General features: G+C 35.3%; 19 protein-coding genes, 1 tRNA gene, 4 pseudogenes and 1 riboswitch. Of the genes and pseudogenes, 16 read left to right on the forward strand and 8 right to left on the reverse strand.

Features of this window, described 5'->3' with window-relative positions:
- Positions 1 to 51 precede the first annotated feature (51 nt).
- Together CALKRO_RS01520 and CALKRO_RS01525 are read left to right on the forward strand one after the other, a co-directional pair.
- Positions 52 to 1,842, forward strand: a complete 1,791-nt coding sequence (locus CALKRO_RS01520) for a sensor histidine kinase (protein ID WP_041741489.1) — start codon at positions 52 to 54, stop codon at positions 1,840 to 1,842.
- Positions 1,817 to 3,325 (forward strand): response regulator transcription factor, encoded by a 1,509-nt coding sequence (locus tag CALKRO_RS01525; protein ID WP_013429369.1) that lies wholly within the window; start codon positions 1,817 to 1,819, stop codon positions 3,323 to 3,325. The genes CALKRO_RS01520 and CALKRO_RS01525 overlap by 26 nt, the downstream gene beginning before the upstream one ends.
- Positions 3,326 to 3,395: 70 nt before the next feature.
- Here the strand turns inward: CALKRO_RS01525 and metE are convergent, their stop codons facing one another.
- The 5 genes and pseudogenes from metE to CALKRO_RS13970 all read right to left on the reverse strand — a co-directional run bounded on the left by metE (position 3,396) and on the right by CALKRO_RS13970 (position 9,013).
- Positions 3,396 to 5,669, reverse strand: coding sequence for a 5-methyltetrahydropteroyltriglutamate--homocysteine S-methyltransferase (gene metE / locus CALKRO_RS01530; protein WP_013429370.1), 2,274 nt, complete (start codon positions 5,667 to 5,669; stop codon positions 3,396 to 3,398).
- A 256-nt stretch (positions 5,670 to 5,925) separates the two neighbouring features.
- Positions 5,926 to 6,149, reverse strand: a riboswitch (cobalamin riboswitch).
- A gap of 279 nt (positions 6,150 to 6,428) precedes the next feature.
- Positions 6,429 to 7,373 (reverse strand): annotated as a pseudogene (locus tag CALKRO_RS01540) (transposase).
- 115 nt (positions 7,374 to 7,488) lie between these two features.
- Positions 7,489 to 8,042 (reverse strand): annotated as a pseudogene (locus CALKRO_RS01545) (hypothetical protein); the annotation flags it as partial.
- Positions 8,008 to 8,511, reverse strand: a complete 504-nt coding sequence (locus CALKRO_RS13965; RefSeq protein ID WP_272940826.1) for a S8 family serine peptidase — start codon at positions 8,509 to 8,511, stop codon at positions 8,008 to 8,010. The gene CALKRO_RS13965 and the pseudogene CALKRO_RS01545, both read right to left, overlap by 35 nt.
- Before the next feature lie 55 nt (positions 8,512 to 8,566).
- Positions 8,567 to 9,013: a S8 family serine peptidase gene (locus tag CALKRO_RS13970; protein ID WP_272940827.1), complete on the reverse strand. Its 447-nt coding sequence runs from the start codon at positions 9,011 to 9,013 to the stop codon at positions 8,567 to 8,569.
- 412 nt (positions 9,014 to 9,425) lie between these two features.
- Here CALKRO_RS13970 and CALKRO_RS01555 point away from each other — a divergent pair, with 412 nt between their 5' ends.
- The 9 genes and pseudogenes from CALKRO_RS01555 to CALKRO_RS01595 all read left to right on the forward strand — a co-directional run bounded on the left by CALKRO_RS01555 (position 9,426) and on the right by CALKRO_RS01595 (position 17,238).
- Positions 9,426 to 10,019 (forward strand): class I SAM-dependent methyltransferase, encoded by a 594-nt coding sequence (locus CALKRO_RS01555; protein ID WP_013429371.1) that lies wholly within the window; start codon positions 9,426 to 9,428, stop codon positions 10,017 to 10,019.
- Between the two features lie 221 nt (positions 10,020 to 10,240).
- Positions 10,241 to 10,629, forward strand: a pseudogene (locus tag CALKRO_RS01560) (UPF0236 family transposase-like protein); the annotation flags it as partial.
- Positions 10,630 to 10,912: 283 nt separating this feature from the next.
- A complete protein-coding gene (locus tag CALKRO_RS01565) occupies positions 10,913 to 11,233 on the forward strand; it encodes a DUF4258 domain-containing protein (protein WP_013429373.1) in 321 nt (106 codons plus the stop codon).
- Entirely contained in the window at positions 11,230 to 11,460 is a 231-nt protein-coding gene (locus CALKRO_RS01570) for a type II toxin-antitoxin system MqsA family antitoxin (protein ID WP_013429374.1), read from the forward strand. The genes CALKRO_RS01565 and CALKRO_RS01570 overlap by 4 nt, the downstream gene beginning before the upstream one ends.
- Before the next feature lie 262 nt (positions 11,461 to 11,722).
- Positions 11,723 to 13,138 carry an RRXRR domain-containing protein gene (locus CALKRO_RS01575; RefSeq protein ID WP_013429375.1) on the forward strand — a complete coding sequence of 472 codons (1,416 nt, stop codon included), beginning with the start codon at positions 11,723 to 11,725 and terminating at the stop codon, positions 13,136 to 13,138.
- Positions 13,139 to 13,255: 117 nt separating this feature from the next.
- Entirely contained in the window at positions 13,256 to 13,456 is a 201-nt protein-coding gene (locus tag CALKRO_RS01580) for a type II toxin-antitoxin system HicB family antitoxin (RefSeq protein WP_013429376.1), read from the forward strand.
- Positions 13,457 to 13,680: pseudogene (locus CALKRO_RS01585) on the forward strand (type II toxin-antitoxin system HicA family toxin). It begins immediately after the preceding gene.
- 666 nt (positions 13,681 to 14,346) lie between these two features.
- Complete coding sequence (locus CALKRO_RS01590) at positions 14,347 to 15,963, forward strand: hypothetical protein (protein WP_013429377.1); 1,617 nt, start codon at positions 14,347 to 14,349, stop codon at positions 15,961 to 15,963.
- An 18-nt stretch (positions 15,964 to 15,981) separates the two neighbouring features.
- The gene (locus tag CALKRO_RS01595) at positions 15,982 to 17,238 is read left to right on the forward strand and encodes an Athe_2463 domain-containing protein (protein ID WP_013429378.1); all 1,257 of its coding nucleotides are present in this window, start codon (positions 15,982 to 15,984) and stop codon (positions 17,236 to 17,238) included.
- A gap of 448 nt (positions 17,239 to 17,686) precedes the next feature.
- Here CALKRO_RS01595 and CALKRO_RS13205 read toward each other — a convergent pair whose 3' ends face one another.
- Positions 17,687 to 17,974: a transposase gene (locus CALKRO_RS13205; protein WP_083789238.1), complete on the reverse strand. Its 288-nt coding sequence runs from the start codon at positions 17,972 to 17,974 to the stop codon at positions 17,687 to 17,689.
- 609 nt (positions 17,975 to 18,583) lie between these two features.
- Between CALKRO_RS13205 and CALKRO_RS01605 the strand changes: the two genes are divergently transcribed.
- A complete protein-coding gene (locus tag CALKRO_RS01605) occupies positions 18,584 to 19,192 on the forward strand; it encodes a hypothetical protein (RefSeq protein WP_237699112.1) in 609 nt (202 codons plus the stop codon).
- A gap of 149 nt (positions 19,193 to 19,341) precedes the next feature.
- Here CALKRO_RS01605 and CALKRO_RS01610 read toward each other — a convergent pair.
- Positions 19,342 to 19,434, reverse strand: a tRNA-Ser gene (locus CALKRO_RS01610).
- Between the two features lie 360 nt (positions 19,435 to 19,794).
- On the opposite strand from CALKRO_RS01610, the gene CALKRO_RS01615 reads away from it, so the two are divergent.
- Both CALKRO_RS01615 and CALKRO_RS01620 read left to right on the forward strand, forming a co-directional pair.
- Complete coding sequence (locus tag CALKRO_RS01615) at positions 19,795 to 20,067, forward strand: Veg family protein (protein ID WP_013429379.1); 273 nt, start codon at positions 19,795 to 19,797, stop codon at positions 20,065 to 20,067.
- Between the two features lie 193 nt (positions 20,068 to 20,260).
- A complete protein-coding gene (locus CALKRO_RS01620) occupies positions 20,261 to 21,796 on the forward strand; it encodes a DUF3794 and LysM peptidoglycan-binding domain-containing protein (protein ID WP_013429380.1) in 1,536 nt (511 codons plus the stop codon).
- A gap of 50 nt (positions 21,797 to 21,846) precedes the next feature.
- Here CALKRO_RS01620 and murC read toward each other — a convergent pair whose 3' ends face one another.
- The gene (gene murC, locus CALKRO_RS01625) at positions 21,847 to 23,214 is read right to left on the reverse strand and encodes a UDP-N-acetylmuramate--L-alanine ligase (protein ID WP_013429381.1); all 1,368 of its coding nucleotides are present in this window, start codon (positions 23,212 to 23,214) and stop codon (positions 21,847 to 21,849) included.
- Positions 23,215 to 23,577: 363 nt separating this feature from the next.
- On the opposite strand from murC, the gene CALKRO_RS01630 reads away from it, so the two are divergent.
- Together CALKRO_RS01630 and CALKRO_RS01635 are read left to right on the forward strand one after the other, a co-directional pair.
- On the forward strand, positions 23,578 to 24,585 hold the full coding sequence (locus tag CALKRO_RS01630; protein WP_013429382.1) for a LacI family DNA-binding transcriptional regulator: 1,008 nt from the start codon (positions 23,578 to 23,580) through the stop codon (positions 24,583 to 24,585).
- Positions 24,586 to 24,805: 220 nt separating this feature from the next.
- Complete coding sequence (locus CALKRO_RS01635; RefSeq protein WP_013429383.1) at positions 24,806 to 26,083, forward strand: ABC transporter substrate-binding protein; 1,278 nt, start codon at positions 24,806 to 24,808, stop codon at positions 26,081 to 26,083.
- Positions 26,084 to 26,087: the final 4 nt, after the last annotated feature.

Below are 26,087 nucleotides of genomic sequence, written 5' to 3' on the forward strand. Positions count from 1 at the left end.
TGTTATAATTAAATCAATATTCTTCTTAGCTTAAAAAAGATGAAAAGATTCATGCGTCGAAGTGTCAAGATTGTAAACGATATTCCGTTGTTTAAAAAGATATTTTCCATATTTTTTATATTTGTTTTTATACCTCTTTTGGTTTTGAGCAGCCAGTTTATCTCGCAAATTGATTTTTATATAAACGATAAGCTCCACAGCCAGCTTGAAAATGCTTCAAGCATAACAATTTCAAATTTTAAAAAAGCAATTGAGCTTGCAATCAATCTTGCATATACCATATATTCGGACCCGAGAATAATTGAAACTGTAAATACCCGGTACATGTCTGTTGAAGAATTTTATGATGCATACGAGAAGAACATAAAACCTATACTTCAAAACGCAAGAATACTCTATCCGCAGATTTCGCAAATAACAATATACTGTGACAATCCTACTATACTGAATGCAGATGGGCTTGCGTTTTTGACAGATGAATATAAAAAGTTTTTGCAAAAAGGAGAAAAAGAGGGTAAAAACCTCTATGTGCTAAGTGGTCTTGAGAATGAAAAGCCGTATGTTTCTATTGTGCTAAATCTCAACTTTTATGAGCAATATGTTCCCAAATACCAGCAGAGCACAATTAAAAAGTTTTTAAGAATTGACCTGAACAGAGTTTATCTTAACAGTATTTTAAGCACGTTTAAAGATGGTCACATATTTATAGCAGATAAAAAGGGGACTGTATATTTTAGTGACCTTTTGTATTACAATCAGGTTGGAAGACTCAGCGAACTTTTGAAGGAAGAGAAAAATCAAACAATTGTGTTTGAAAAGCTTCTATCAACAGAGCTTCCTTACTTTGAAAACTGGAGATACATTGTGACAACCAACAATAGTGGAATATCAAAGAGGCTATTTGAACATCAGAGAAATTATCTTGCAATTGTGGTTTTATGTTTTACGCTTGCGTTTTTTGCACTTTTTTTAATAGTAAATTCGGTGGTAAGTAGACTTTCGGTTTTAGCAAGACACATAAAAAAGGCAAGAAAACAGCAGTTTGAAAGTATCAATATTGAAGCTGGCAAAGATGAGATAGGCCAGGTTATAGAAGAGTTCAATATCATGACACAAAAAATAAAAGAGCTTCTCGAAAAGGAAATAAAATATGAGCTTAGACAAAAAGAACTGGCACTGGAGAAAAAACAGGCAGAGATAAATGCGCTACAAAGCCAGATAAATCCCCACTTTCTTTTTAACACATTAGAAACAATCCGCATGAGAAGTATGCTCAAAAAAGAATTTGAAACAGCCAATGCCATAAAACTTCTTGCAAAGCTCTTAAAGCGAAGTATAAGATGGGAAAACGACCTTATAACAATTGAAGAGGAAATTTCAGCTATTTATGACTACCTTGAGATACAAAAGTACAGGTTTGGGGAAAAGCTGAAATTTGAGATTGAGGTTGAGGAGGATGTAAAGTCAACAAAGATACCGAAGATGACCATACAACCTCTTGTTGAGAACGCATGTGTTCATGGGGTAGAAAACAGCAAAGGTGAAGGAAGGATTGTGGTCAAGGTTTTAAAAGAAGGTGATATGATAGCAATACATGTTGAGGACAATGGAATAGGCTTAGAAGATGATAAGATAACAGAACTCTTGCGTTCTGTAAAAGGACTTTCATCTGACAAGGTAAGTAGTGTGGGACTTAAAAATGTTTTTAGAAGACTTGAACTTTTTTATAACAAAGATTTTAGCTTTGAGATATTAAGAAGCCAGCTTGGGGGATTAAAAGTTGTGATAAAAATTCCTAACAAGAGGGACTTTGAATATGCTGTACAAAGTGTTGATAGTTGAAGATGAGGTATTTATGAGAGAAGGGCTAAAAAACCTAATTGACTGGAAAGAACTTGGGTTTGAGATAGTTGGCGAAGCAGAAGATGGGATTTCGGCATTTGAGTTTTTGAAAAAAATGCAGGTTGACGTGCTCATCAGCGATATCAAGGTTCCGCTATTAAGTGGACTTGACCTTATTGAAAGGGTTAAAAGGGAAATAAAAAACCTGCCTGAGGTAATAATCATCAGCGGGTATGCAGATTTTGAGTATGCAAAAAAAGCTATCCAGCATGGAGTTGTAAATTACATATTAAAGCCTATTGAAGAAGAAGAGCTTGTTGATACGCTCATTAAAGTAAAGTCAAAACTCAAAAAGAGGGAGTTAATTAAGAAAGGCGAGAGTCTACTTGCACTTGAGAGAAGCTTTAAAGAAACGATAGAAAGTAACAATATCAAAATAGAAAATGGAGTTTATGTTGGAATAGTCTATTTTATAGAAATGTCGAGCTGGCTTAGTCTTTATTTTGATGAGGGAATAGAAAATATATTGTCAAGGATAAATGGTTGTTTTGAACAACTAAAAAAAGAAAGACTTATGTATGAATTTTCAGAGATTGATGGCAAGTATTATGTAGTTACAACATCTGAAGAAGATATAAAAAAGGCGTATCAGAGCATAAAAGAGATGGTGGACTTTGCGACAGAGATTGTATTTGCTTTTTCAAGAAGGATTACAAAATGGGCTCAATTTTTTGATGCTATATACGAGGCAGCATACTCTTTAAACTTTGCACTTTTTTATAATCAAACAGGAATTACATTTTATAGTAGCAGTCTGCCCAGTTCAAAAGAGCTTTTGTACTCGAAAGAATATGACAAAAATCTCATTTTGGCTATCGAAGAAGAGAATAGCCAGAACCTACAAAAGATAATTAAAGAAATGTTGGAGGATATTAAAAAAGGAAGGTATAAGCTTGACTTTTTGAAAACGTATTTGAGCTTTGTGGTGGTATCTATAAGTTCTTATTTTAGCAGAATGGGACTAAATTTAGAAGATGAGATAGAGTACTTTTCAGGCTTGAGGCTGGAATTTTCAAACGTTGAGGATATAGAAAAAAGTATGCTTAAGTTTTGCGAAGGGATACTGAACAAGTTCAGACAGTGGAAAACAAGCCTATCTAACGGTATCATGAGTGAGCTTGAAAAGTATATAAAAGAAAACTATAACAAGAACCTGACGCTGAAATCTGTTGCGCAAAAGTTTTATCTAAATCCTGTATACTTGGGTCAGCTTTTCAAAAAGCATTATGGGATGTATTTCAACTCTTATTTGCAAAAGATACGCGTTGAAGAGGCAAAAAGGCTTTTGATGTCAACAAATATGAAGATATACGAAATTTCACAGGCAGTTGGGTACAACGACACAGACTATTTTATCCAGTGTTTTACAAAATTTTGCAATATGACGCCCAACCAGTTTAGAAAAAAGTACAGAAAAGTATAAAAAAAGGCTGGGATTTTTGCAAAAAACGTTTTCCCAGCCTTCATTTGTTTTATTTGAGGAGGAAGATTTGTTACAAGTTGTTCCTAACTTCCCACACAGCTAAAACCATATTTTGTAATGTTGGCAAAACTTCTTCTTCCTTTCTGGTCTTAAGACCGCAGTCAGGGTTTATCCAAAGTCTGTCTTTGCCAACCTTTTCTATCATCTTTAAAATAAGCTTTTTCATCTCTTCTTTTGATACAATCCTTGGTGAATGAACGTCAAAAACACCGGGTCCTACCTCAGACTTTAAATTACTTTTCTTTATGCTATCTAAAAGTGTAAAGTCTGACTTTGCGGCTTCAAAAGTTATAACATCGACATCCATCTTTGCAATTTCGTCTAAAAGTTCATCAAAGTTGCTGTAACACATATGAGTGTGGATTTGCGTTTCTGGTTTTACCTTTGAACACGAGAGCCTAAATGCCTTTATTGCCCAAGACAGATACTCACTGTGCTGGCAGCGCCTGAGCGGAAGCTTTTCAATCAGAGCTGCCTCGTCAATCTGGATAATCTTTACACCTTCTTTTTCAAGTTCGAGAACCTCTTCTTTTATTGCAAGAGCAAGCTGAAAAGCAACATTTTTTAATGGTATGTCTTCACGCACAAACGACCAGTTGAGGATTGTCACAGGCCCTGTCAAAATTCCCTTAACAGGTTTTTTTGTTAAGCTCTGTGCATATTTTATATACTCAACTGTAATCGGTCTTTTTCTCTTTATGTCTGAGAATATAATTGGCGGTTTTACACATCTTGTACCGTATGATTGAACCCAGCCGTTTTGAGTGATTAAAAACCCTTCTAAATTTTCACCGAAAAACTCTACCATGTCATTTCTCTCATATTCGCCATGGACAAGCACATCAAGTCCGATTTCTTCCTGAAGCTTTATTACCCTTTCAATTTTGGATTTTATAAAGCTTTCATATTCTTCAAATGTTATCTCACCTTTTTTGAGTTTGCTTCGCGCTGACCTTACATCTTGGGTTTGTGGGAATGACCCAATTGTTGTTGTCGGAAGCTGTGGCAAATTCAAAACCTCTTTTTGAAGCTTGATTCTCTCTTCAAAACAAGGCTTTCTTTCAAAATCATCTTCTTTGAGATTATTTACAGCTGTGCTGACATCTGAGAGCTTATTTTTCTCAAGTTCTTCAAAAAGCTGAACATTTTTAATATATATATTGTTTGCAGTAAAGTTTTCTTGAGAAAATAAAAGCTTTAGCTCAGACAGTTCTTTTAACTTCTCTTCAGCAAATGCTAAAAACTTCTTTTTATTGCTGTCAAGATTTGTTTCAAACTTTAAAGAGTATGGCACAAAGAGCAAAGAACATGATGTTGAAAGTACAATGTTTTTCTTGACAACAAAAGAAGAGAGAATATTTAACAGCTCAAGAGTGTTTTGGTAGTTGTTTTTAAACACATTTCTGCCGTTTACAACTCCAGCAACCAGAAGCTTTTCATGTGGGAAACCAAATTTTTTAATGAGCTCTAAATTGAATTTTCCATCAACAAAGTCAAGTCCGATTGCGTCAAAGTCAAGAGAAATTATCTTTTCAAAGCAGTCTCTGACGTCTCCAAAATAAGTCTGAAGAAGTACTTTTAGCTTTCCTTTGTGAGAAAGAAGGCTGCGGTAGAAACTTTCAAAAAGCTCTATGTCTTTTGTACTCAAGTCAGTGACAAGTATTGGCTCATCTATCTGAACAAACTCAGCCCCTAACTCTTCAAACCTTTTTAGTATTTGAATATACACATCAAGTAGCTTTTCCCAGAAAGATTTGTCGTATATATCCACATTTGATTTTTTAGAAAGCTTTAAAAATGTCAGAGCACCAACTAACACAGGTTTTGTCTTAATTCCTATTGAAAGTGCTTCGTCAAATTCATCAAAGGGCTTTGTTGATGAAAGTTCAAATTTAGTGTTTTCAGTGATTTCAGGCACAAGATAATGGTAGTTTGTAAAGAACCACTTTTTCATTGGCAAAGCTTTAAGGTCAATGTTTTTGTCTTGATACCCCTTTGCAAGGGCAAAGTATAGGTCAAGCTCATCTGAAAAAACTTTTTTAAACTCCTCTGGTATGCTACCTACAAGCATTGCATGGTCTAAAAAAGTGTCATAGAACGAAAAATCATTTGATGGTATCAGGTCAACACCATATTCTTTTTGAAGTTGCCAGTGAGTCTTTTTCAAGTTTTTTGAATTTTGGATGAGCTCCTCTTTTGAAATCTTTTTGTCAAGATAGTTTTCTACCCATCTTTTTAGCTCTCTGTTCTGTCCTATTCTTGGAAAACCAACAACCGAAATCATCTTACGCTTTCTACCTCCCAAATAAAAATATTATTTGCCGTCAGAAAAACAAATGGGTCTTTACTGCCAACAAAAAAGACACATGTGCGTCAAGGCAGTAAAGACCCGTTTTTACCATTCTCAAAAAGCTTGTACTTTTAAGGTGCTTTTTTAAAGAAACAAAAAGCTTTGAGAAATAAGGTGTAGCAGAGGTTAAAAATGACAAAACACCCCTCCGGTCTTTACCACCCTGACTGTACTTCCCACCGAAGACAGTACAAGGCATCTCAAGCAGGCAGGTCTCCTGGCTCGCACCTCATCCAAAACTCTCTTTGGCCTTCCCAGAAGGCAAGCTCCACTTTCAAAAGAGGAACTACACCTTCCAGTGGCAAAAGTTTATTGAGAGCTTGTCAGTGCTCACAGTAGCGGGGGCTGCAGCGGATTTTCACCGCTTTCCCTATTAAGCCGCCGCATGGCAGCACCTGCTTGATAGGTAAAAGGCCTGTTGCAAATATTCAATTTTTCAAATTTGTATTGTATATTTGCGATGAAAATTGATAGTTGCATTTATGCAATGCATTTTATATCAAACATGTTAATTGAAAAGTTAGGAGTTGTCAATATATAAAAAGACTACGGAAATTTTTATCTAAAATTCGGCACAGATTATAAAATTATTTCTATTTAAGATTTGATTGAAAAATGGATGAGGATATTAAAATTTATAATATTAGGTAGTTAAACGAAAACATTACCAACAATACATAAAACAAACACAAATTATTGATTCCATTCATAAGCGAAAGAAAACTTCTTACCTTCTAACTTTCTAAGAAGTTGCTCAAATAGAAAAGTAATTAGTATCCAATCAATATACCTTTTATAATTTCTAAAGCCCTTGAGCCTTACATTCTCAAGATTATATTCACCTTTTAATTTACTAAATAGTCTTTCAATCTTTGTTCGCTGTTTGTATAGCTTTTTACCCTCTTTGGGTTTCTAAAAATCTTATGTTCTTGCTTCTAAAACTATTGCTAACATTGTTTTTATCTTTCATGTTTCTTTTGTTTATCCCAGCAACAAATTTAACTTTAAGCTTATTTGCTATATTAAACCATCTGCTACAATCGTATCCCGCATCTGCTAATACAATCTCACAGACAAAGCCCCATGCCCTATACAAAAGCTCTTCTTGTCGCAAGTCTACTCATTTGCCCCTGTTAAAATCCAGAAAAGTGGTATTACTTCTTCTTTACCTGTACACAAAAGATGTAATTTGTATCCCCTGTAAAATCCTATTGTAATATGTATACCTATTTTTGCTTCTGAATCATTTTTGGCACTTCTCAAAGGTGTAGAATCTACTATCGCTATACTAATATCAGGTTCTATTTCAGCTATTAGTATCTCTCTTATATCTTGCATGTATTCTTCTTCTATTTTTCTTGACAACTTTGCAAAATATGAATAGTCCGGACTTTCTTCTATACCTACTACTTGCTTAAACTCTGTGTCTTGATTTATTCGATATTCTAACTTTCTGAAACTTTTTATCCCCTTTTTAACTTTATAAACCAAACAAGCTATTATCTGAAACAGATTAAATTTCCCCGGTCGTCCCCTTCTATTTTGCTTTATCTTCCTCGATAAAACTTCAGTAACCTTTTTTATTACAAAAAGCAGCTTTAAAAATTTCTTATTTTGTGTTTTAATATTCTTAGTCATTTTTTCCCCCTTGTGTTTTGTTGTGGTTTTCTCTTAAATTAAAATTATAACACAAGGGGCTTTTTTCTTTTGTTACTATGTTTACTCTATATGGTTATTTCTTTTATTCAACAACCTCAGCTGTGCCAAAATCTACTGCTGGTCCAACGTAAAGTTTTTTGTCGTCAGAAATATAAGCTAAAAAGTAGTCATATAAGCTGTTTCTTATTTTATCAACTAATGTTTCAGCTAAGTAATAAGTTGCTCCACCAACTACAATAATGCCGGCTACACCAAGAATGGCATACAAAAGAGATTCAAGAAGTCCTAATGCCCATGGCAGAGCTATAACATACTGTGCCAAGACAGTATCAGAATCACCAATATTATACTCTTCTTTTGTTTTTTCATCAATCAATTTTGCTTTTAAATTCTCACCATCAAAGTATTCTACTTTTACAGAAAAGTTTCTTTCTTCTAGGCTTGATGTGTCCAAACTTTTATCAAACTTTTTACCAGCAGTTGGCTTGACTTTTAATTTTATCTCATTTGTATCTTTGTCAAGTGTAGCAATATACTTGTATCCTTAATACTCAGCTTCTGCTGCTTTAATTTTTTTGTCAATATCATAGACTTTTATTTTACTTTCCAAACATCATATCTTGGCTTTGCAAAGCTGACAGAATTGATAAGAAAATTTGAATTTCACAAGACCAAAGCCAAATATATTATCTTTACCTTTTTCACCGAGGTCTTCAGAAAGTTTTAGCAATACATTATAGATTTTATCTTTGTTTATGCTGTGTTTAGGGGGCAAGCCCCACTTTTCTGGTTTGCTTAAGATGAGAGCGATAATTGCTGTCAGGTGTGCAGCAGCCACAGAGTTTCCACTTGAGAGTTTGTAGCTATTGTTTGGAGCTGTGGACAAAATATTTTCACCATAAGAGCAAAAATCAATTTTGCCTTGAGAAGAAAACTGAGATATTTGATTTTTGCAGTTGACAGAAACAACAGATATAACCTCATTGTATGATGCTGGAAAGCCTGCTTTTGAACCGAATGAATTTCTTGCCGAGGCAACAATGATTATTCCATGTTTTGTTGCTTTTAAAACAGCTTTTCTGAGTTTTGGATTATCAGATGAGGTAGAAAAACTCATGTTTACAATGTTAATCTTGTTTTTAATACAAAAGTCATGAGCATGTAAAACGAGGTCAACTTTTTCCTTCAAGTTTTTTATTTAAGATTTTTAAGATGAAAATTTCATCAGCATCAGGTGCAATGCCGACAATACCAAAGTTATTATTTTGAGCTGCGATTATACCTGCGATAAAAGTTCCATGTCCTGTTTCATCTGATGCGGGTTTGTTTGGTTCTATAAAGTTAATAGTTTTGATGATATTTGCATGTTTTAAATCAGGATGGTTCAGGTCAATACCGGAATCCAGAATAGCAATTTTAACATTTTTGCCTCTTGTAAATTTCCATATTTTTGTGATACCAAGTTTTTTGTAGCTCCATGGAATAATTTGCTTTTTATAGGCTTGTTGAGGGTTTTGAGTAGAAGGATTATTACTCATGTAGAGATTGGCAGCAATTATTGATGATAATATTGCAAAGATAGCACCTGACAGTAAAAGAAGCTTCTTGTGTTTGCACAACAAATTAGAACCTCTTAACAAAATAAATAGGATTAAAGTATTTAAGAGGTGATAAGCATAATGATAGTTATCAACCCCTTTCAATGGATAAAATAGCTATAAATACTTATATAAAAAACGCCAAAGGCAAATTAAATAAATTTTATTTTCTTAATGTAAAGAGTTTAAATAAATGGAATTGTTTAAAAACTAAGAATAACTTTAGTATAGCTTTTAACCAAAACTCAACCTGTCTACAATATTTATCATGAGTTGTAAACAAATTTTATTTGAACTTTCTGCAAAAGTCAGATTAAAAATAAATCTAATTTTTCCCATAGTACAAAGATATTTACTACAGCTAAAAAATGTGCGAAAATATATAGATAGAAATTTAAATAAGATTAAAAGTCTCAGTAGGAGGTCTTCTATTTTGAATACAAAAGAATATTTTAACAGTTTAGCAGATAAATGGGATGTACTTATAAAGCATGATATTGACAAGATAGAGTTTTTATTAGGTCTTCTAAAAATTAAAAAAGGTTCATATATTTTAGATGTGGGTTGTGGTACAGGTGTTTTGACAGAGCATTTGTTAAAAAGGGTTGGAAGTGAAGGTAAAGTCTTTGGTGTAGATTTTTCAGAAAAGATGATAGACATAGCTAAGAGTAAATTTAATGATTTTCCAAATGTTGAGTTTATAGTTGAAGATGTAAATTTATTAACTTTCAAAAACTATTTTGATTACATAATTTGTTATTCGGTATTTCCACATTTTGAAGATAAGAAAAAGGTTTTAAAACAGCTGCATAAAATGCTTAAAAATGGTGGAATTCTTTTAATTGCTCATTCACAGTCAAGAAAGGCTATTAATCAACTTCACAAAAGTTTGCCTGCTCCCGTGAATAATCATTTTCTTCCTAATACTTATTTCATCAAAATGATTGCTAAGGAGTATTTTTTTAATATAGAGACTATTGATAATGGTGAAATTTTTGCAATTGTCTTGAAAAAGAAAAATCTCTAAATTGATGAAAGTGAATCTTTTAACTTGATAAGAAAAACGACAGTTTTTCAAAGCTGGACAAGAAAAATCTTGCTAATGACAATGTTGGTCTAATACTTTTTTTATGGCTGAATTTTTAACAGTTTCACAGGTATTTTTATCCGTTGAGCCAACTTCCCTTATAACACTATAATGTATCAGGTATATGTCATGCACAATTTTATTTTAACCCCTTACGATTTTGGGATAATATAGCATTAAAAGCAGTAAATGTTAATATAAAGAAACACAGTGCAAAAGAAAATGTAAGCCGTCTATTATCAGAGTAGGATGAGTTCAGGACTAAGAGGATGGAGCGAACAAGGAGCAGAAGTGATGGTAAAGATATTAAATTTTAAGTATAATGGTGTAAACTTGAAAGAAGTATATTTAAAAGAAATTTGTACAAAGAAAGAGAAAGAAGATAAAATATTAAAAGAAATTGTGAGAAAAAATGTCAAGAAGATAAAAAAACATATAGAGAAGATAAGGAATAATGTACCAATTTTAGCAAGAGGAAAAGTTGATTTGATGTTTAGAGTGCTGAAAGGTCTAAGTACTGGAGATTTCCTTAAATGCAGTCGTGTTTTAATTAAAAATTTCCCTACAAACTCTTGACACTATCTGCATTCAAATTGTGTTGAAAAAAACTGAAACTTGGATGTATAATAAAAACAGTTGAGGAAACCATATTCAAAACCTGTCTACAAAAATGTAAAAATAAAAATCAAACCGCAGCAAAAGCTGTGGTTTTTGCTTTTTGTAGCATAAATACACTGGTTTATGGTATAATCATTATTAGATAGCCTCTCTTTGGTAGTTTGCAGATAAAAGTTTTTAATGAGAAAAAGAAAAAGGAGATAAAGCTTACAACAATGGAAATAGTTATAGATGAGATAAGGAAACTGGCTAAAGAAAGAAAAATAAAATGGCAAAACCATATGATACAAAGAATGAGAGAAAGAAATATAACAAGAACAGATGTATTGGAATGTATACAGGAAGGCGAAATTATAGAACAATACGATAAAGATTATCCTTATCCGAGCTGCTTAATATTGGGCAGAACCAAAAAGGGGAATGTGTTGCATGTTGTTTGTGCTGTTGGAGAAGGATGGTTATGGCTTATAACCACTTATTATCCTTCAAAAGATGAGTGGTGTGATGATTTCAAAACAAGGAGGAAGAAAGAATGAAATGTTCATTGTGCGGTGCAAGCATGATAGAAGGGAAAGTCAAACATATTGTAGACACGGAAAAACAAACTATCATTATTAAGGACGTTCCCGCTCTTGTATGCCATCAATGTGGAGCGTCATTCCTTGATGACGAAGTTGCTGAAAAACTTGAAAAGATAGTAGATGAACTATTAAAAAGCAAGACTGAAATTGTTATTGCAAATTATTCAGAAATAGCTGCATAGTGGTATAGTCAACTACCCACCGCTCATAGGAGCGGGGGCTTGTCAGCAGGGGTGAACTGCTGACAGGTCTGCCTGCTGGCAGGTAGTTGAATGTGGGTGATGCTGTAGCGGAACCTGACGTTCCGGGACGACACTCCCAGTTCCGGGAGACAGCGGTGCAATCCCGCAGCCTTACACAGGGTGCTACAGCACGCCTCAGGGAGACCTACCACCCTTCAGGGTGCCCAGATCACAGGGCTCCTGAACAAGGAGGGGAAGAATATTGGTAATCTTCACCGTTGACAAACATGGAAGACCAGGACACCCAACAAGAAGATTTGATATGGTAAGAAAACTGGTAAAGCAGGGTAGAGCAAAAATCATTGGTGGTGGAACTTCTGGCAAACCACCGGTTGTGATGTTCCTCGACAGGGAGTTTGACTACACCAAAACGATAGAAAGACGTCTCTTTGTAGTACTTGACCCGGGATACCACCACATAGGCTTTGCAGTATGCGAACTTCGCTGGGGCGTATTGATTGTCTACTGTATAGGGGTTTTAGAAACAAGAATCCCTGAAATTAAGGACTTGATGACCAAAAGAAGGGGATACAGACGAAACCGCAGGTACCACTCAAGGTGCAGGAAAAAACGAATGTCCAAAAGACAGAGTAGAGTCCTGACAAAATTCAAAGCACCAAGAAATGTAAGAACAAAGGATAGAACAAATGCAACACTTAGACATGGCATAGAAACCCACCTTAACCTTTACAAAAAACTCTTAAAGTTTTTTCCATTCCCAGTAGAGCAGTTTGTGTTCGTTATGGAAGACAACATCTTTGATGTCAGAACAATGACGTGGGGTAAGACAGATGGTACAGGGTATCAAAAATCACCCAGAGTTCCAGCAGAGAAGAAGTGTATTCTCTGCGGTACAGAAGACAATCTGCAGAAACACCATTTGATACAGCGCAAATGTGGTGGTACAGACGTTCAGGAAAACGTGGTATACCTTTGCAGGGACTGTCATGAAGATGTCCATGCTGGAAGGGTGTATATCCCGGTAGATGGTGTCAAGCAGTGGCGTGCACTGGGTACAGTCAATGCAATAATAGGACGTTTGCGAGAAATACCATGGTTGAAGTTTGTACCTGCATCTGATGTGGTACAGATGAGAAAAAGGCTGGGTCTTGAGAAAGGACATGCAAACGATGCTCTGGCAACAGCAGCGGTCTTTTGCAACTGTACAGAAACTGACAGAACACACATGATTGAACTGAACATGGTAAAGTTCAGAAGACACAACAGGGCAAGAATACACGCTGTAAGAGACAGACTGTACAAGGTTGATGGTAAGATTGTGGCGAAGAACAGACGAAAAAGGACAGACCAGAAAGAACCGTCCTTTGCAGATATATCACCATTGCCGCCGGAAATTCAAAGAAAACTCAAGGTGTATCCCGGTACAAAGATTCTTAACCCACTGCGAAAAGAAATGCCGACCATTGCAGGTGAAGTATGGGTTCACGAACCAACAGGCAAGAGGTTTGTAACAACAGGTGTGGTATCCCAGAAGTATTTGTATTCGCCACAGCTGGAGAAAATAGTGGGGAAGACATACGTCAAACCAGAAGAGTGCAAACGTATACTCCGCAACGAAGGAATAGTTGTCATGTACAACAGTCTATACCACAGTTAAGAACCCACTTGTTACCAACAGCGCATTCATCTCCATCTTAAAGAAGATGGAGTCTTCTGCGTTAGTTTGTGATAAAAGTTGTAAACAAAAATTTTAAACGAAAAAGGTGATTTCGTTATGTTGTTTACAGTAGTAGTAAGCAAAGAAGACAACTGGTATATAGCTAAGTGCATAGAAAACAGTGTAGCTTCCCAGGGAAAAACCATAGAAGAAGCAATAGCCAATTTAAAAGAAGCTCTTGAACTTTACTATGAAGGAGAAGAGATACAAAGACCACAGATGCCACCGCTGATAACTACCATAGAGGTGGCAGTATAAATGTCATCAAAATATCCTATACTAAAGCCACAGGAAATAATAAGAGCACTCAAAAAGCAGGGTTCAAGGAAGTATCACAAAGGGGTAGTCATCTCAAGCTCAAAAAAGGAAATCCGACAAGAATTGTAATTATCCCAATGCATAAAGAAGTTGCAAGAGGAACATTGAAAAGTATTCTGGAACAAGCAGGAATAAGTCTGGAAGAGTTTTTGGAACTTCTTTAGGTTTTTGTTAATCTCCAGCGGCTTAATTATTGCAAAATCTGAAAATTGGATATATAATAAAAACAGTTAGCAAAACCATGTTCAAAATGCGTCTACAAAAATGTAAAAAATAAAAACCAAACCGCAGAAGAATCTGCGGTTTTTGTTTTTTCGAGGTGTTTAAAATGCCAAAAAGACCATCAAGGCTTTGTATTCGGGAAGAATTTCAAATTTTAAAACTGCTCCTGCCAGAAGTTATCCTCTTTTTCTTGATGCTTGTAATGCTTGTCGTTCAAATACTCATTGCTTTGCTATATTAAGCTTTTGCAAATCAAGCAAAAACCTGCTATAATATACTTAAAACATTTACCAAAAGTGTAGCTTGTAGGTGTTTATACAGAGTGTCAAATTTTTTGTTATTGCAATTTCAACCTATAGTGGTATAATATATACAGAACAAATTGCCACAAATGTATCTTTTAGGTGTTTATAAAGAGTGTCAAAGTTTTTATGTGAGTAAAACGAAGGTAAGTAAAATCAAAAAGAAGTTAGCCACGGCAAAAGTTAGGAAGTAAATTTGCCGTGGTTTTTTGTTTTTTAGCAGACAAAATTTCTGTGCAGTAAATTTCAAAACCATGGTATAAATATAATGAGAAAGAACTTAAGCAAAAAGGAGCTGATATAGTCATGAAAAAACTTTTGAGCTTTGCAATCATCCTGAGCCTGCTTTTGAGTCTTGCCTTCCCAGTAGCACAGGCAAGAACAATCACACAGAAAGTACAGGCAGCAATAAACAAAATAGACTACATCACAGCAGGTGAGTTTGTGACATCGCTCTTGCTGGGTGCGAATGTAAAGCCCAATGGTATAGCAGACTACTGGGGGAAAGCTCAGACTATGGGCTTGATACCGGGTGAGGTCAAAAAAGACAAGCCACTTACAAGAGCACAGGCAAGCTACATTGTGTGGAAGCTCATCAATGCAGTGCCAGAGCTTAAGGATAAGAATATACCTGTCAAAACCGAAATACTCACACCATGGGATTTAACACTGAGAGGTAGAGGTTACTTGTATGACTATATGACAGACCTTGACTTTGTGCTGTACTGGTCTGACCTGCTCATAATTGACTATTACTATGCAGATGGAAGGGTTAAGACAAAGTATGTCTGGGACGTACTAAAAGGTTATGTCATGAGAGATGATTATGCCAAGTTCCTGCAGGACTTTGCAAAGAAATGTCCTGATAAGCTGAAATTTGCTCCTAAAACTGAAGGTGGATATATAAAGTATGATAAGGAGTTTAAAAGCTATTATTATCAATTGTCTTTTGACCCAAAGTCTTATTACCCTATTCTTATTCGTACTAAGGATTCTGGTGGCAGAGAATGGAATATAGCTTACGACCCACGTGCAAACAAGTATCTTGAAGAATATATCAAGAACCATCCACGCAAGTTTGCACTTGACCATACGAGGTTTGCACAGATGGCAGATGATTACACAAAAATACCGCAAGCATACAGAGAGCCAATGCTAAGACTTGCCGACCTTGGTATCATAACTCCTGAAATGTCACCACTGTACGTGTCAAAGATAAGATTTAATCCTGCAAAGATGCTCACAAGAGCAGAAGCAGTTGCAATGATTTCAAGAGTGTTCGATGAGTCAAAACGAGAAGTATATGACGAGTTTAAATGGCAACTGAGAAGCTACGTGGATATGAAAACAGGAATCAAATACTACTGGGATGAATATAAACGAATTTACAGACCAATGATGAGTATTTACAACAAGAATGAGTACGACAGACTCGAAAGTAGCGATACTCCCAAATTTGGTGAACCAATATTAACCTTCAGAATGGACGAAATGAAGTTGCTGGCAAGAATCAAACAGGCTATAAAGAATGTTTCAGACCCTTTAATAGGGGATTCATTCGTAAGATATTCCTTTGCTGGATTAGAATTTATTATGCCGTGGGTTTTTGACAGTTCCATTATTCCATGGGAAGATAAGCCGTTTTATCGTAAACCATGGTATTACAAGATGGACTTTAATTATCTTTTAGTTCCTCTTGCATACAAGAAAGAGGCAATAGCTGACGCAAAGCATTATACCAACCCAAAAACCAAACTTCCGGCGGATGGTATTGTAAAGTGGTACGGTGATGTATGTATATGGTATGTCAACCTCAATGGAGAAGACAATGTGGGTTACTGGTGCACAACGAACCCCACATACAAAGGTTATTTTGAGAAAGCAAAAGTTCTGTATGCAAAACCTGACCCGAATATCAAATAAAACGGGAGGTGAATTTAATTGCAGAGACGTAAAAAGAGCCTGTTAAAGGCTCTTTCTTTTCTTGTGGTGTTTTCAATCTTACTGAGTTTGTTCCCTGTTTTCCCACCAGTAGTTAAAACAATGGCTGATAATTTTTCAGACAAAAGAGATGAGGTTTATGAAGGTGGTTCAAATTTCAGTGAGTACAAAGGTGTAACACGTGATAAGTGCGCAGAAAGTTATGGGGTTTTTAAGGAAATCAAAATACCATCAACTAGTTCAGCTGCAGACAATCTTACTTCATATGCCAAGCAAAAGTGCCAGTCAGGTGTGTACGGTTATGGAATAGAAATAAAAGACAATAAAACATACTACATCATTCCCCTTAACGTAGAAGCAACAATAGACAGGGGTTATGCGATATACGGTATTCCAGAAGATGTGGCGGACAACTTCACAAAAGCACAACCGGGATTCAAGCAGGTGTCTAATGGATACTTCTACGCCACACTCGGTGCAGATGAGTACTATCATCTTTCTTCACCTGGCAATGGAGTTAGAGGATACTTCAGATACTGGGGATTTTCCCAGACCGGCGCAGTGCAGTCTGATAAGGATTTCCCACCTGATAGAGATTATGTACCTGTAACATCCAGTACAAAAATTTTGTACAAGCCATGGCAGAACTCAACAGCAAAACAGATTTGTGCAGTGGCAGATTCATATAACCCTTCTAATGTCAGTCCAAACGCAATCACGCAGGTCTGGAGCGCACTTTCTAGGTTCAAAGATATGAAGGGACAGACTCTGGCAGATGCCATAAACATAACACAAACACAATATGGTTCAAAGATAAGCTCAGCGTCCATGCTTGCAGATTATGCAATGATTTCGAACGCAACACCATATGCAGGTGCTCAGGTAGTTCTTGTTCTGCAGGAAGCTGATGGCTGGATACATTACAGGACATATGATGGTATTCCACCAAGAGCAAAACCTCAGGTTACAACTGACAGTATGAGCTATAAAGTTACATCCCAGAGTTACCTTGTTAAGAATAGCGATGGTACACTTAAATATGACCCGGCTGTTAACTATGACCCTGTACTGTACATTGACATCACAGGTAAAATGACAGACTATTGGTATACAAACAGGAATAAACTCTATTACAAGGCTTTCAACTACACAAGAGACGACGTTACAAAGTATGCTGCAAGGATAACTTCTGTTAAGATAAACGGACAATCAGTCAGAGACTTGTCAAGAATTATGTGTTTCCAATTTATAACGTAAGTTGTAAAGTTGGGTTATGTTATTGATGCATTTTCTAATACTGAAAAGCTCCATTTTTCCATTTTGTACGGCGTAAGTTCTCTTCTTGTTAAGTAAATATTAATTTCTAAGACTATGAAAGCCCTGAAAGTATCCACCTGAATTTATTTCTTGTCTTTTCAATCATGCTGTTTACACGCAAGGAGGCGTCTGTAGCAAAGAATATGCTTCCTTAATTCCTCAGGGTATTTCATATGAACAGAATAAAACTCTGCTTTTTCTGACATTGCAGCAATAAAATCGAGGATATTTTGAAAGGTATCCATCGCAAAGTTCTTTAAATTTCAATACAGCTTCATCGAAATCAGAAGAAGAGATTTTGATTTTGTCCAAACTCTTGTTAAAAGCTGAAAGCTAAATCTTTTGTCATATGTTTTCTGACATTACGCTCAAGGTGAACAAAAGCAAGCTAAAGGTCAGCAAGAGGATAAGCAAGTTTGACAGCATCTATAATACCAGGAAAGTCATCACTTATGACAATTAAAACTTCTTTAAGACCTCTTGTAATTAAATCGTCAAAAACTTTCATCCAATCAGCCTTATTTTCTTTGCCGAAGAAAGGGCAGAATACCAAAGATATCTTTTTTGCCTTTCTTGAGTCGATACTGAGGCTGGCATTGCAAGTAGCATGTTTTGCTTTTAGAATTGTCCTTAACTTCGTTTTTGAATAACCGTCGATGATGGAGAGCAAAAGCACTTGTTGGTAGTTCTCTTTTTTAGAAACTTAAGCTCATTTTTAAGGTCTTCTTTGATTTTTAGTATTTCATTTTCGGAATATGGAAGATTCAAAGCTTTCAAAGTCTTGAGAAGGGAAAGCTCAATAATAACCATTGACGTACTTGCGACATAAGAAGGGAGGCAGTCAAACTATCAACTCTTTTGTAGCGGAAAGAAGAGGATAGAAGGTGGGAAATTCTAAGGGCGTGTGCGAGGGACAGAGATTTAAAGATACAGGGCAGGTGTTGCAAGTTTTACTTCAATAAAAACCATTGCCTTTGTCATTGTCATTTTTAGCAAGGGTTACTTATCTTTCCTATAACATAAAACAATCGAGCAAGTTTTACTTGTAGTTGCTAAAGAAGCTTTGCGGATAGAGCCATCACAGGAAGCAATACATATTTAATACTTGCTTCTTGAGCCATATTTTTAGCAGGCTCAATAAATTTCGTTTTTATTCATTTTAAGTAGCCCCCTTGATGATTATTTCAATACAAATTATACAGTGGACACAATTTTATTTTAACTCCCGCAACTCTTATATGCACTCCTTACAAATCAGGATACCAGGGAAGCTTACAGAGAACTTGTGCAGGAAATAGCATCCGGTTCACAAAGGTTGCACCATATAAAGTACAAACTTCAAGGCGGAGAAACGCAACCAAAATACATTGCACCACCAGAAACAAGGGACAAAGTCTATAGAGAGTTTTTGAAGTTGTTACAGTTAAACGAAGAACACAAAGCAGACCTGCTCAGACCTAGTTTGTCCAAAGTAGCTATCAGGGCAAAAGGTTACAAAACACTCTTTTTAGAAAAAGAAAAAAGGTTTGAGATTTGTAGAACTCTGCAAGCAAAAGGTTACGGTTTGGAAGGTATTCCTGGATTTTTCAAGCACAAAACTATTGGGGAGTGGGATTATAAACCTTACCAGGGCTATGCAATCCCAGTCAGAAACTTTGAAAGGCAGATAGTTGGGTTACTCGTCGGAATGAATGAGCCAGCACTTTCAAAATACCGCTGGTTCTCTTCATCGAACAGCAAAAATGTCGGAACACCGGCAGAAGCAAACTTGTATTTTACAGGTGGTTGCACTGATGGTGTTGTTTACATTACAGAAGGAGCATTAAAAGGAGATGTGGCAGCATATTTGTCGGGGAAGATGTCCAATTTAAGGGAATTGGCGATTATCTGCTGAATCTTACCCAGCAAAGGAGCGCTTGAAAAGCGCTCCTTTGCTTTTTTTGACAAATCATCCAGTAGTTGATGTTAGAAAAATGTTAAAAAAATCAACTGGAAACCTGATACCTTCCGGCAGTATAGGCCACAAAATCAGCAAAATAAAAATGGCGGAGAGAGAGGGATTTGAACCCTCGGTACCCCTTTTGGGGGTACACACGATTTCCAGTCGTGCGCCTTCGACCACTCGGCCATCTCTCCGCTACTATATTCCCTTTTCACTTTATCTATTATAAGGCATATTTTGAGTTTTGACAATGGGAAAGTTACTTAATAAAAATTAATAAAACTAAAAATATATTGCTTAAAAAATCAAAAATGCTTCTATTTATGAGAAAAGAAATAAAAAGAGATAAATTTGTTGTATTTACATCGATATTTTCGACAAAAACTCTGAAATTAAGTCCTTGACAACTTTTTAAAAAGCCTTTATAATATTTACCCCCTCTATTTACAAAAAAAAAGAATAGTGATATAATAATATTGTTTTTGAATGTAATAAAATAAGAATTTTTATGCAGTCTGAAAACTAAATATTTTTAGAGGGGCAGTGATGTTAAGGTGGTTGATAAACTTCACCTTCAACAGCTGAAAAAAGATATCGAAGCCCTAAAAGGTGAAAAGGTTTTAATTCGTGCAAATAAAGGACGCAAAAAGATGATTGAGGTTGAAGGTATTTTAGAGAACACTTATTCAAACATCTTTGTTGTCAAGTTTCCAGTTGACAGAGAATGCAAACAGTTCAGGTGTGTGACATACACATATTCAGATCTCATTACAAATACAGTAGAAATTATACTTTGTAGGACAAATACAAAGGTAAGCGTTATGTAAACTCTATGGTTTAATCAACTTTTCCTGTACGTTTTTATTATAATCAAAAATACTGATTTGTCAACTACTCAAAAAGAGCTTATTCTAAAACTTTTTAGAGTAAGCTCTTTTTTGTTTTACATATTCATGGGACATCCCTGCATATATTTTATAGTAAGAAGATTGAAAACAACAAATGGAGGCAAGTTTAGAGTTGGAAAAGAGATTTGAAAAGGTTGAATACATGAATGTTTATGGTACAGATTCACAAAAAGTAATTGTTGAAGGAGAAATTTTGCTTCCAGAGATGAAACCAGATGCTTTAAAAGTGCTTCAAACTGACAGTGAGGTTTTGATTACCAATGTTGAAATTTTAAATGACAGGGTAATTGTTCAAGGTGAAATAGAATTTAAAGTGATTTATCTCTCATCTGACCCGCAGAGGAAAGTTGTCTCTGTTTCAAGTTCAGCAGAGTTTTCAAAGACATTTGATATATTGGGAGTAAGACCTACAATGGCGTATGAGGTCAAAGATGATCTCATTTATACCTTTTGCTCTCTTTTGAGTCCACGCAAACTTTCTGCCAAGGCAATTGCAGAGATTACCGTTTTGATAAAAGCCCCAGCTACTGTTGAGTATCTTGCCGACATTGAAGAAGATTCAATAAAGTATTTAAAAGAAAAAATCTCAATTTCAAATCCTCGTACCATGACAGAGGAGATTTCAAAAAGAGAGATTTTAGAGATACCTCAAGGTAAACCTTCAATCAGAGAAATATTGCGATGTTTTGCAAGGCTTTCAGACAGGAACATCAAGTTTGACAGGAAAAAGATGACCTTTGACTTAAAAGTAGACTTAAAAACCCTCTACTCACCAGATATTGGTCAAAATCCTATTGAGATGGTTGAACATGAGGTATTAATTCAGCACTACTCTGAACTTCCAGACAGTCCCGATGATGTAGAACCAGTTGTTAAATTTTATATCAAAAGCTTCAGAGTTTTGCCTAAGACTGATGAAATAGGCGAACTTCGCAGGATAGAGTATGATATAACCATTGAAGCTGAGATAACATTTCATGCTGTAAAAACCATTGAACCCATTGTGGATGCATATTCGACAGCGTATGAGATAAAAGATTCTAAAAAACTTCTCAGCATAGAACAATTTGTTGGGAAAGCTCGGCATATGCATCTTTTAAAAGATACAATTACACTACCTATTGAACCTGAACAGGTATTTTCAGTCTCTGGCAGGATAGAGGTGGATGTTATAAAGCCAGAAAAGAATAAAGTTAATGTAAAAGGTGTTGCTGTTATCTTTTTGATTTATCTTTCAAAAGACCAGCAGGACATTATAAAGAATACGACATCTCAAATTCCTTTTGATTTGAAATTAGATTTAGAAGGGGTAGAAGAGACCGACAGAACATTTGCAAATATTGAGATAGAAAACATATCATTTTCTATAATTTCTACATCTGAAATTGAACTGCGGATTCATCTTGCAATTGAAGTGTGGATAAAAAGAGCGCTATCAAAAGAGATTTTGTCTGATTTAGAGCTTGTAGAAGAGATAAAAAAAGAAGAGGAGAGACTTGCAAGCGTGTACATTTATACTGTCCAGAAAGGTGATACTCTGTGGAAAGTTGCAAAAAAATACAGAACAACAGTAGAAAAAATTATTGATTTTAATCAAATAGAAAAAGAAGAAATTGTCCCTGGGCAAAAACTTTTAATAGTAAAATAGAAACTAAACTGCCTCATTTAGAAGTGAAATTCCAAATGAGGCAGTATTTTTTATGATTTTACAGGAGCTTTTTTGAGGATGATATCTATGCATTTGTTTACGTCACCTGCGCCAATAGTTGCAATAATGTCTCCTTTTTTAGCCTCTTTTACTACATAACAGGCAATATCTTCAAAGTTGCTTATATACTCACAGTCAATTCCAATTTCTTTTAGTTTCAAATAAAGCTTTTCAGATGTAATTCCAAAAACATTTTTTTCACGTGCGGCATATACATCTGTGACAATAACCTTGTCAGCCAATTTCAGGCTCTCAGCAAATTCGTTCAAAAGAGTTTTAAGCCTTGAAAATGTATGCGGTTGGAATATGGCAAGAACCTTTCCTTCAGAGATCTTTTTCAGGGTAGCAAGTGTTGCCTTGATTTCGGTTGGATGGTGAGCATAGTCATCATAGAGGTATATACCATTAAACTCTCCTACCTTTTCAAGCCGACGGGAAGCACCGCAAAATTCAGAGAGAGTTTGTTCAATTGTGAAACTTTCTATCCTCAACTTTGACGCAACTGCAAATGCAGCGAGCGCATTATAGACGTTATGAAAACCAGGAATATTGAGTTTTATATGAGCTAAAATCTCATTGTTTTTGTTTTTAACGTCAAATTCATAATATCCGTCATTGTAACTGATATTGTCGGCAAAAATGTCAGCTTTTTCTTTTGTAGATATACAAACTACTTGTGTGTGAAGCTTACTTATAACATCTTTAACATTTTTGTCGTCACAGTTTGCAACTATAAACCCTGAACTTGGAATTTTCATTGCAAACTTTCTAAAAGACTCTTTTATTGAATCTATGTCTTTGAAATAATCCAAATGATCATTATCAATGTTTAAAATAACTCCGATTGTAGGTTTGAACTTTAAAAAGCTATCTACATATTCACATGCTTCAACAACCAGATAATCTTTTGAACCAATCACAAAATTTCCACCGAGTTGTTTTACAAATGCACCTACCAAAATTGTAGGATTATAATTTGCTTTTTTTAGGATGTAACCAATCATAGAAGTTGTGGTTGTTTTTCCGTGTGTACCTGCGATTGCAATGACATTTTTAAAATTTCTCATCAAAAGCCCTAAAAATTCTGCCCGTTCATAGATTTTCAGATTCATCCTCTTTGCAGCTAAAAGTTCGGGATTGTCTTTTGAAATTGCTGCAGTATATATCACAGTTTCATCGCCGTGTATATGACTTTCATCATGACCAATATATACATTTATTCCATTTTCTCTTAGCATTTTTGTAGTAGCGCTTTCTTGAATGTCAGAACCTTCAACACAAAAACCCTGGTTTTTGAGTATTAAAGCGATTGCGCTCATTGATATTCCGCCAATACCTATAAAAAAATACTTGTTCATTTTGAAAAAATTACCTCCAACCTGAAAGTTTTAATGCTGAAATATTTCTACATTCTATATTATACTTCCTTTTTGATTGGCTTGTTAAAAATTTTTGTAAGGACTTCTTTATCTTTTATCAATCTAAACAGACTGTTCTTTGTAACACTTAAAATCATTATAATTATACATTAATTTCGCAAACTGTAAATCTTATTAATTAAGTAAACATTTAGATACAGCTTTTTGTTATCATTGTTCAACAAAATTTAGCACATTTCATACAAAATATGTATTGATTTTGTCCAGATTAGCTGCTATATTCATGTCTATAGGCGAAATCGATTACTAAAAAACAAAATTATATGGAAGAGGATGAGAAAGATGAAGTATACCATAAAAGATATAGCAAAGATGACTGGTTATTCTGTAGCAACAATTTCAAGAGCACTGAGCGGAAAAAAAGGAGTAAGTGAGGAAAAAAGAAATGAAATTTTGAGAATCATAGACCAACTTGGATATATTCCAAACCAGAGTGCAAGGAAACTAAGGAGCAAACAAACAAAAAATATTCTTGTGATGATACCAGATATAGAAAATTACTTTTTTAATAAGCTAATAAAAGGTATTGAAGCAGAGGCGCGTGAAAAAGGTTATAATATCATCCTTGGCGATTTTTCAGACTCTCAGGAAATTGAAGAAGAGTACTACAAGATGATGAAAGGGCAGATAGCAGATGGGATATTGATTGTTGGAAGTTTGAGTGGGCCTCAAAAGGTTATTGAAATGTCCAGACAGTTTCCAATGGTTGTGATTTCTGACTATTTTTCAGACGAGCTTGTGACTGTGTGTATTGACAATTTCAAAGCTGCATATGATGCTACCATGTTTTTGTACAAATGTGGATATCGAAGAATTGCTAAAATAACAGGGAAAATTGGATCGATACTATCTCAAGACAGATTGAAAGGATATAGGATGGCACTTGAGAACTTAGGGTTAGATAGAGATGAAAAATACATAAAATATGGTGATTTCAAGTACGAAAGTGGCTACAGGCTTGCAATAGAACTCTTAAATGCAAAACCTTGTCCGGATGCAATATTTTGCTCAAACGATGAAATGGCAATTGGTGCATGTGATGCAGCAAAAGATCTGGGTTTTTCCATTCCCGATGAACTTGGGATTATGGGATTTGATAATATTGAACTTTCATCAATAGTAACACCAAAAATCACCACAGTTCATCAGCCCCGATATGAAATGGGGAAGCTGGCTGCACAACTTTTGATAAAAAAATTAACAGGAGAAAAAGTTTCAAAAGGCAAATATATCCTTGACACTTCAATAATTCCAAGAGATTCGACCAAAAATGCAAATATCACAAAATGAATAGCTTTTTTTAAAAACCTATTGACAAATTGAACAAGATATAATATATTTTATTTAGCGTAAACGATTACGATGGAAGGCAAAAATAATTGCCTGGTCTGCACAAAACTATTTAGAATCAGACCAGGCATAAAAGAGGTATTATCCCATCATATGGGATAATATACAACTCCCAATTTATATTATATCATAAAACTCATTAAAAGGAGGTATTTTTGTAATGAAAAGATTTATAGCTGTGATGGTTTTAATTGCTTTTAGTGTAGGTTTGTTTTTAGCCTTTGGTCCTGCCAATTCTAATGCCGCTTCTAAAAAACAGGTCACAATTACCTATGTTCGAGGCAAGGACGAAACACACGCAACAGAAAAGATTATCAAAGAGTTCATGAAGAAAAACCCAGACATCAAGGTAATCTACAAAGAAAATCCATCTGACACAGGCCAAAATCACGACCAGCTTGTAACAGTTCTGAGTGCTGGTGGTTCTGACATTGATGTGTTTGACATGGACGTTATCTGGCCAGCTGAGTTTGCTCAAGCAGGTTACACACTTCCTCTTGACAGATTCATAAAGCGCGACAAGATTAATCTCAATGACTACATTAAAGGAACAATTGATGCTGCAAGATTTAAAGGGCAGATGTGGGCATTTCCAAGATTTATTGATGCAGGACTTCTTTATTACAGAAAAGACATTGTTCCTCAAAATGAACTTCCAAAGACATGGGATGATTTGATTAAAGTTGCTAAGAAATATAAAGGTAAAAACGGAACAAAGTACGGATTTTTAATGCAGGCAAAGCAATATGAAGGCCTTGTTTGTGATGCGATTGAATATATAGCATCTTATGGTGGCAAGGTTGTTGATGAGAGTGGAAACATTGTTGTCAACAATCAAGGAACAATTGATGGACTTAACATGATGAGAAAAGTTATAACATCCGGGATTGTTCCGCCAAACATCAATACATTCACAGAAGTTGAAACACATACAGCTTTCATAAATGGTCTTTCAGTCTTTGCAAGAAACTGGCCTTACATGTGGGCAATGGTAAATAGTCCACAGTCAAAAGTGAGAGGAAAAGTTGGAATTTTACCTCTTCCAAAAGGTTCAAAAGGGTCTGCAGCTTGTCTTGGTGGATGGATGGTAGGTATAAACAAATTCTCAAAAAATCCGGAAGCTTCCTGGAGACTTTTAAAGTTCCTTGTACAAAAAGAAGGACAGAAACTTATGGCTATTTACAATGGAAATGTTCCTGTTTACAAACCGCTTTTCAATGATAAAGATGTTATAAAAGCTAACCCACTAATAGGTGATAAGAAATTTATTGAAGCTATATTAGCTGCTGTTCCAAGACCTGTGTCGCCAATTTACCCAAAGATTTCAGATGTTATGCAAATTGAACTTTCAAATATTGTAAACGGTAAGAAGGATGTAAAAACAGCTGTTGCTGATATGGACAAGAAATTAAAAGAAGTTGTAAAAACTTCAAAGTAATTCT

The sequence above is a fragment of the Caldicellulosiruptor kronotskyensis 2002 genome (genome assembly GCF_000166775.1).
Lineage (GTDB): Bacteria > Bacillota > Thermoanaerobacteria > Caldicellulosiruptorales > Caldicellulosiruptoraceae > Caldicellulosiruptor > Caldicellulosiruptor kronotskyensis.